General features: G+C 69.6%; 8 protein-coding genes and 1 tRNA gene. 4 read left to right on the top strand and 5 right to left on the bottom strand.

Annotated elements, in window-relative coordinates:
- The 3 genes from AC1DY2_RS11785 to AC1DY2_RS11775 form a co-directional block, all read left to right on the top strand.
- A partial coding sequence (locus AC1DY2_RS11785) for an MmcQ/YjbR family DNA-binding protein (RefSeq protein ID WP_476762604.1) occupies positions 1–414 on the top strand: 414 nt, incomplete at its 5' end.
- Positions 415–503: 89 nt separating this feature from the next.
- Positions 504–576 (top strand) — tRNA-Arg (locus AC1DY2_RS11780).
- Between the two features lie 329 nt (positions 577–905).
- Positions 906–2555, top strand: a complete 1650-nt coding sequence (locus AC1DY2_RS11775) for a GNAT family N-acetyltransferase (RefSeq protein ID WP_476762603.1) — start codon at positions 906–908, stop codon at positions 2553–2555.
- A gap of 317 nt (positions 2556–2872) precedes the next feature.
- Here the strand turns inward: AC1DY2_RS11775 and tal are convergent, their stop codons facing one another.
- The gene (gene tal, locus AC1DY2_RS11770; RefSeq protein ID WP_476762602.1) at positions 2873–3985 is read right to left on the bottom strand and encodes a transaldolase; all 1113 of its coding nucleotides are present in this window, start codon (positions 3983–3985) and stop codon (positions 2873–2875) included.
- A gap of 241 nt (positions 3986–4226) precedes the next feature.
- Between tal and AC1DY2_RS11765 the strand changes: the two genes are divergently transcribed.
- A complete protein-coding gene (locus AC1DY2_RS11765) occupies positions 4227–5147 on the top strand; it encodes a CorA family divalent cation transporter (RefSeq protein ID WP_476762601.1) in 921 nt (306 codons plus the stop codon).
- Positions 5148–5154: 7 nt separating this feature from the next.
- Here the strand turns inward: AC1DY2_RS11765 and AC1DY2_RS11760 are convergent, their stop codons facing one another.
- The 4 genes from AC1DY2_RS11760 to AC1DY2_RS11745 all read right to left on the bottom strand — a co-directional run.
- Positions 5155–5448, bottom strand: a complete 294-nt coding sequence (locus AC1DY2_RS11760) for a hypothetical protein (RefSeq protein ID WP_309974958.1) — start codon at positions 5446–5448, stop codon at positions 5155–5157.
- An 87-nt stretch (positions 5449–5535) separates the two neighbouring features.
- Complete coding sequence (locus AC1DY2_RS11755) at positions 5536–6213, bottom strand: HAD family hydrolase (protein WP_476762600.1); 678 nt, start codon at positions 6211–6213, stop codon at positions 5536–5538.
- A 53-nt stretch (positions 6214–6266) separates the two neighbouring features.
- The gene (locus AC1DY2_RS11750; RefSeq protein ID WP_309974952.1) at positions 6267–6749 is read right to left on the bottom strand and encodes a MarR family winged helix-turn-helix transcriptional regulator; all 483 of its coding nucleotides are present in this window, start codon (positions 6747–6749) and stop codon (positions 6267–6269) included.
- Between the two features lie 242 nt (positions 6750–6991).
- A partial coding sequence (locus AC1DY2_RS11745; RefSeq protein ID WP_476762599.1) for a winged helix-turn-helix domain-containing protein occupies positions 6992–7613 on the bottom strand: 622 nt, incomplete at its 5' end.

Raw genomic sequence — 7613 nt, 5'->3', positions numbered from 1 at the left:
CGTAGGCTGACTCGCGTGGAGCATCCGCGCGTCGTCGACCCGGCGCATCCGCTCATCGAACGGGTGCGCCGCATCTGCATCGCGCTGCCCGAGGCCGTCGAGGTCGAGGCGTGGGGCCGGCCGACGTTCCGGGCGGCGAAGCCGATCTTCGTGCACGTGGCCGCGACCGCCGACAACCCCTTCTCGATCATCGTGAAGACCGACCCCGAGGAGCACCTCGCGCTCGTGCAGGACGGCCGGTTCTTCGGGGCACCGTACTACGACCGGAACCGCTGGCTCGCGGTCGCGCTCGACGACCCCGACACCGATTGGGACCTGCTCGCGGAGGTCATCGAGACGTCGTACCGACAGGTCGCGAACCGCCGCCAACTCCTCGCGCTCGACGCCCTTCGGCCCGAGCACGCGGACGGCTGACGGCACCGCCGCTCGATTGGCATGATCGCACCTCGTACGTTAGAGTTGCGTGGTTGCCTGATCGCGCGGAAGCGAAGGTGACAACCAACGCGCCCGTAGCTCAACGGATAGAGCATCTGACTACGGATCAGAAGGTTGGGGGTTCGAATCCCTCCGGGCGCACACTGGTTGAGACAGTAGAGAAGCGGTTCGCGAAAGCGGGCCGCTTCTGTCGTTCCGGCGCGAGTTGTCGCGCATTCGGCACTTCCTGCGGCTTTGACCCCCGGTCGGGGGGTATTTTCGGCGCCGTGCAGATGTGATGCTGAGAATCCKCCGAACATCGGCGCGTGCGGCCCGACGCAGTCATGCTCGATGCTTTGCGTCCCGGCTATGCTCGGCTCAGATCTGATTCCGGTGATGGAAGTCGGGATATGCGGGGTGCGCGAAACGGGGGGACCGTGGTCTCGTCGAATCGGGAGGGACGCCACGACGTCGGGCGAGTCGCCAGCCTCATGCGTCGGGGGTACGCGCTGCTGATCGGAGCGGCGATCACCCTGGTGGTGTTCCACGAGCTGACGTCCATCTTCACGGGCAGCCACTCGCACGGCGGCCACCTCGGGTTGATCCCCGAGCTCCACACCGGTGACCTCGTCTGGGCGGCGCCGGCGATCGCGGCCGGCATCGGCGTCGGGGTGTCGCTCGTCGTGGTCTCCGCGTCGCAAACGGGCATCGCCATGCTCGAGCGGTTCGGGCTCCCGGGGCTCGGCGCCGACGCCCGCGCCCGCGCCAACGGGCTGACGTGGGGAGCGATCGCGATGCTCGGCGTGCACTTCACCGGCGCCGCGTTCGACGTGGTGCCGGGCGGGCACACCGTGGCCGCCATCAGCCTGGGCGTCGTGCTGTGCCTCGGAACGGCCAGGCTGCATCGCATCGCCATCGAGCACGAGGCCTACCGCACGTTCAACCTCATCGCCATGCTGCTCGCGGCCGGCAGCCTGGCCAGCATGAGCCTCACCCCGACGGGCGCGTGGTGGACCCACAACTTCAGCACCCTCGGCACGTCGGACGATGTCGCGGCTGCATGCTTCAACATCGCGATCGTGGTGTCCGGCGCCGGCATGGCGGCGATGTCCGGGGGACTGACCCGCGCGGTCGCCGACGTGCGCTTCGGCGTGCGGCGCGGCGGACTCACGACCATGCGCGTGCTCATCGTGCTCATCGGGGTCAGCCTCATGGGCGTCGGCCTCTTCCCGATCGACGGCGACAGCACCATCCACAACGCCGCCGCCCTCGGCGCGGCCGTGTCGTTCGCCGTGCTGGCGATGGGCGTGCAGCTCTGGGCGCGACGCCTTCCGCGCACGCTCGTCGTCGCGTCCTACGCGTCCATCGTCGTCGAGGTCGCGGCGATGGTGGCCTACGACCGGCTCGGCGTCTTCAACCTCACCGTGTTCGAGATCGTCGCATTCACGCTCGTCTTCGCGTGGCTCATCGCCCTCGTCGCGATCACGCACGCGAGCCCGGTGGTGACGGATGCCGCGGCGGCTCCGCATCTCGCCGCACGGCGTCCGGGCGGCTCGCACGTGCCCGCTCACCGCGGGCACCGCCGGATCGCGACCGTCGCCCACCCGGGTGCCGCCGCGGGTCCCGCGTCGCGCCCGGTTCCGAGGCCGCCGGCTTCCCGGCCGGCTCCTCGACGACCCGAGCGGCGCGACCGGACGCTGGAGCACGCCGGGATTCCGTCACCCGACCTCGTCGGTGCGCCGTCTCCGGCCGGCGCAGGAATGCGGTGGGGCGGTGAGCGCGTTGTGATGAGCGGGCGGGTCGCACGGGGCATCCGGCGATGGCCCGGTCTCGCGATGGAGGAACTCATGCACGACACCGTCAAGATCGAGCGCAACGATGCGGCGGAGCGCTACGATCTCACCCTGGACGGCGAGCGCGTGGGCTTCGCGCAGTATCGTGCCACCCCCGGGCGCATCGTCTTCACGCACACCGTCGTGGAACCCGACCACGAGGGCCAGGGCCTCGGCAGCCGCCTCGCGAAGTTCGTGCTCGACGACGCCGTCGCGCGCGGCGACCGCATCGTGCCGCGCTGCCCGTTCATCGCGGCCTACCTGCGCGAGCATCCCGGGTACGAGGCGTCCGTCGACTGGCCCGCGTGACCGCTGAGCCGGCGACGGCCGGCACTGCCCCGTCCTCGGCTCCCGGGTCGTTTTGACCCTCATTCGGGGCCCTGTGGGATTCGCCACGCGCGATTAGATTCGAGGGAGCCCGAGTCGGCCCGATACCCGACAGTTCCGTCATGCCATGACGACCTGCGACCGTCGACAGATGTTTGCTCGGGATCCTGCTCGCCGAGCTCAGTTCGGGTCGCTCGGTGGGAGAGGTCTCCCCTGGAGACCGCGGTGGGGTGGGAGGTAGGGTTCCCACCCCACCGTCCCGGCGGACCGGGAGTGCGCGGACGTCGGCCCGGCAACCGCTATCGGGCTGCCTCCAGTGCGCCGCGGACGGTGTCGAGSAGTTCGTKCCAGGAGACGATGAAYTTCTCGACGCCTTCGCGTTCGAGGACCGCGGTGACGTCGTCGTAGTCGACGCCGACCCGGGCGAGCGCGTCGAGCACGGCGCCGGCGTCGGCGTACGCGCCGGTCACGGTGTCGCCGACGATCTCGCCGTGGTCGAAGGTCGCCTCGAGGGTCTTCTCGGGCATGGTGTTCACCACGCCGGGCGCGACGAGCTCGGTGACGTAGAGGGTGTCGGGCAGCGCCGGGTCCTTGACCCCGGTCGACGCCCACAGCGGACGCTGCCGGTTCGCGCCGGCCTCAAGGAGCGCGGTSGCCCGCTCGCCGCCGAACACCTCCTCGTACAGCTGGTACGCGAGCCGGGCGTTCGCGATGCCCGCCTTGCTCTTCAGGCCCAGGGCCTCGTCGGTGCCGATCTGCGCGAGTCGCKTGTCGATCTCGGTGTCGACSCGGGACACGAAGAACGACGCGACCGAGTGGATCGTGGCCAGGTCGATGCCCGCGGCCTTCGCCTGCTCCAGGCCGGTGAGGTACGCGTCGATGACCTGCCGGTACCGGTCCAGGCTGAAGATCAGCGTCACGTTCACGCTGATCCCCGCGCCGATCGCCGCGGTGATCGCCCCGAGCCCCTCSACCGTCGCCGGGATCTTGATCATCACGTTCGGACGATCCACCTTCTCCCACAACGCATGCGCCTCGCCGACCGTCGCGTCGGTGTCGTGCGCGACCCCCGGCTGGACTTCGATGGACACGCGGCCGTCGTAGCCGTCAGTGCGGTCGTACACCGCTCGCAGGTGATCCGCGGCGTCGCGCACGTCATGGGTCGTGATCTCGAAGATCGCGCGCTCCACGTCGGCCCCCTCGGCGGCAAGGGCGTGGATGGCATCGGTGTACGACTCTCCGTCGGCGAAGGCCGTGGCGAAGATGGTCGGGTTCGTCGTCACGCCGACGACATCGCGTTCGCCGATGAGCCGCTCGAGCTCACCGGTGGTGATCCGCTTCCTGGACAGGTCGTCCAGCCAGATGCTGACGCCGGCTCGTGACAACGCGGCGGTGGGGGTGTTGGTGCTCATGGGAGTAGTCTCCGCCCTTTCCGTTCGAGCGGCGAGGGCGGTGACTACCACGAACCGACGGCACGGGCAAGGGTCGTGCGGTCTCGAACGGACGCGCGGGGAGCGCCATACGATCAGGCATGGCGTCTCCCCGTCCGCCGCAGCCCGATGCGGCGAGGATCGAAACCGAACGTGTCGAGTCGGCGAGCATCTTCGTCGTCGATTCGGCCATCGACGCCACCGCGGTCGACGGCCTACACGAGTGCCGCGCCTGGTCGCGAAGGCGAAGCGGCATCACGGGTTCGTGTGGCTGCACCTCGTCGATCCCGAGGAGGAGACCGTCGACAGGGCACGCGAGACCCTCGGCATCCATCCGATCGCGGCCGCCGACGTGGTGTCGGGGCGACAACAGCCCAAGGTGCAGAAGTTCGCCGAGCACCTCTTCATCCTGCTGTGGAGCATCCTCCCGCGCGGCGACTCGGGCGACCTCGTCCTCGGGCAGACGTACCTCTACATCGGCGACGGCTGGCTGCTCACGGTGCAGCGAGGCGAGGGCGGCGAGCTGACCGACCTGCCCGAGCTGCTGAACGACGCGCCTGAGAACCTCCGGAACGCGGCGATGCCGGCGGCCTACACCATCATGGCCGAGGTCGTCGACGGGTACGCGAAGGCGGCCGCCGACGTCGAGTCCGACCTCGAGTCGCTCGAGGAGCAGGTCTTCAGCGAAGCCACCACCGAGGATCACCGTCGCATCTACGAGATCCGCAAGGACATCGGCCGAATCGATCGCGCCGTCTCCAGCATCGCTGCGGCCCTTCGCGAGAGCACGCAGCACCTCGAGGCCCTCACGGTGGGAAACGACGAGATCGTCCCCTACCTGCACGACCTGCTCGACGATGCGGCCGGGACGGCGGCACTGATCAACAACCAGAGCCGAGCGCTGGACGCGATCCTCTCCAGTCACGAGAACAACGTGGCCGCGCGACAGAACCAGGACATGCGGACCATCTCGGCATTCGCGGCCCTGCTCGCGTTGCCGACGCTCATCGCGGGCCTCTACGGCATGAACTTCAAGAACCTGCCGCTCGTGCAGTGGCAGTACGGATGGCTGGTCGTCGCCGGCGCGATCGTCGTGGTCGATGTCGTGATCTACCTGATGTTCAAGCGACGCCACTGGCTCTGACGAGCCTTCACATCAAGAGCGGGTCGGCCGCCTGCGCGACGGTGTGGTCCAGTCCGGATCCGGGCATGACGGTCGCGACCGACGGGGCGAAGGCACGCACCTCGCCGCGACGGATGGCGAGCCCGTAGGACGAGAGCACGTCGCGCACCGCGCGGGTGTCCAGCGCGGTCGTCAACGTCCAGACGATCGCACGTTCGATGTCCTCGGCGTCGGCAGGGTCGGGCATGTTGCCGAGCAGGACGGACTCGTCTTCGATCTCGATGCCGAGCCGGACCTGAACCTCGTGGGTGAGATGGTTCATGGCTCGAACCTCGCACATCTGCGTTCGCGCGTCGATGGGGTTGCGGTCGCAGCCGTGTCGTCGTAGCGCGGGCTGCGCCGGGGCCGGTCAGGCCGGGCGCGGCCCGTCGACCAGCGCCTCGAGGTGCATGAGCAGGTCGGCGGGGTCGTCGAACACCCGCTGCGCACCCGCCGCTCGGAGCTCCCCGTCGGAGATGCCGCCCGAGCGCAGGCCGTAGGCCGTGACGCCGGCGCGCCCCGCGGCGATCATGTCCCAGGTGGAGTCGCCGACGAACAGGGCCTCGGGCGCTTCCGCTCCCGCTCGCTCGAGCGCCACCTCGATGAGGGTCRGTGCGGGCTTGGCCATGTCGACGTCGTCGGCCGAGGTCGCGGCGTGGATGGCGGCATCCGCGTCGATCGCCTCACGCAGCAGTCGCAGCTCGTTCTGTGGTGCCGACGTCGCGAGCACGACCCGGATGCCGCGGCCGTCGAGCGCCGTGAGGAGCTGCCGAACACCGTCGAACCTGCGGAGCCGCGGCGCGAGCTCGCCGTAGTACTCGGCGTGCAGGCGCTTCAGCTCGTCGACCCACGCGGAATCGCGCTCACCCGCGAGCGACTCGACGAGCAGCGCCGAGTCCTGTCCGATCGCGCGGTGGATGCGCCAGCTGTCGACCTCGACGCCGCACCGCGCGAACGCCCGTTGCCAGGCGTCGACGTGCAGCAGGTTCGAGTCGACGAGCGTGCCGTCGACGTCGAACAGGACGGTGCGCGTGGCGGAGGATCCCATCGCTCCGGTCTACACCCGACCGCGGGACGGGGCGACGGGTTGACGGGCGCGCTTCAGCTGCCGGATGCCGCGTCGGCGTCGAGCTGGGAGGCGGGCCGTTCCCCGACCGACTCCCGGAGCCGGTCGCACAGCGCGATGAGCTCGCGGAGCTCGGCTTCGTCGAGGGCCGAGCCGACGTGGCGGTCGATGGTGTCCATGTGCCGGAATGCGACGCGGCGGAAGAGGGCGAAGCCCTCCTCGGTGATGCCGACGATGGTGCCGCGACCGTCGTCGGGGTCGTGCATCTTCGTCACGAGTCCGCGGGAGGCGAGACGGTCGACGAGGCGGCTGACGCTCGGCTGGGTGATGAGCACGGAGCGGTTGAGGTCCTTCAGCCGCAGGCGGCGTCCGGGTGCCCGCGTGATGTTGAAGAGCACGTCGTACTCGTTGAGCGAGATGACGTCGCTCGGGAACTCGGCGGCGAGTGCCCGCATGATCGTGACCTGGGCGCGGAAGAGCGACTCCCATGCGGCCACCGTGATCGCGCGTTCCGCCACCTTGGTCTCCCCTCGACGTGTCGACGCCGGGCCTTCCGACCCGGGACTCATCCAAGGATAGGGAAACCGGGGCGGGAACGGGTGAGGGCCGGTCGTAGAGGCTGACGACCGACCCTCGCCCTTGCACCAAGAGTGTCCTGCAATCACATTCCGCATCCACCGCCACAGCAAACAGTGGATGCGTAATGAATATATAACGGATCGATAACGGGCGCTAGTTATCGTTCTGTGATTTTCGGAAATCAGTACAGGTCGGGCGACGGCGTCGAGGCCTGGCGGATCGACACGTCGGCGTGGCGGTCGAACCGGTACCCCACGCCGCGCACCGTGCGCACGATGTCCTGGTAGTGCGCGAGCTTCGAGCGCAGCCGCCGCACGTGCACGTCGATGGTGCGCTCGCTCGGTGCCTCGTCGTCGGCGTCCCACAGGCTGTCGATGAGCTCGTGCCGGTCGATCGTGCGGCCCTCACGGAGCACGAGGTACTGCAGGAGCTCGAACTCCTTGTAGGTGAGGCCGGCGGCCTCGCCGTCGAGCAGCACGCGCTTGCGCGAGATGTCGATGATGACGCCGTTCGGGTGGCGGTCGGCGTCGTCGCGCGTGCCCTGGCCCTCGCGCTGCTTGGCGAGCGCGGCCGGGTCCTGGAGGGCGAGGCGGACGACGTCGACGTCGCGTCCGCCCGAGCCCTCGGGGGCCAGGGCGACGGCCGCGTAGGTCTCGGCCGACGGGGCGACCTCGGCCGTGAGGGTGCGGAGCGCCTCGACGATGCGGTGCAGCGTCGTGCCGTCGGCGATGGCCTTCGCCTCGTCGATGCCGACGTAGAGCACGAAGCCGCGCGCCTCAGTGCCCTCGGGAACGGCGCGGACG

This window comes from Agromyces sp. P1_H4 (genome assembly GCF_056405255.1).
This window is presented reverse-complemented; position numbering and strand designations above follow the sequence as displayed.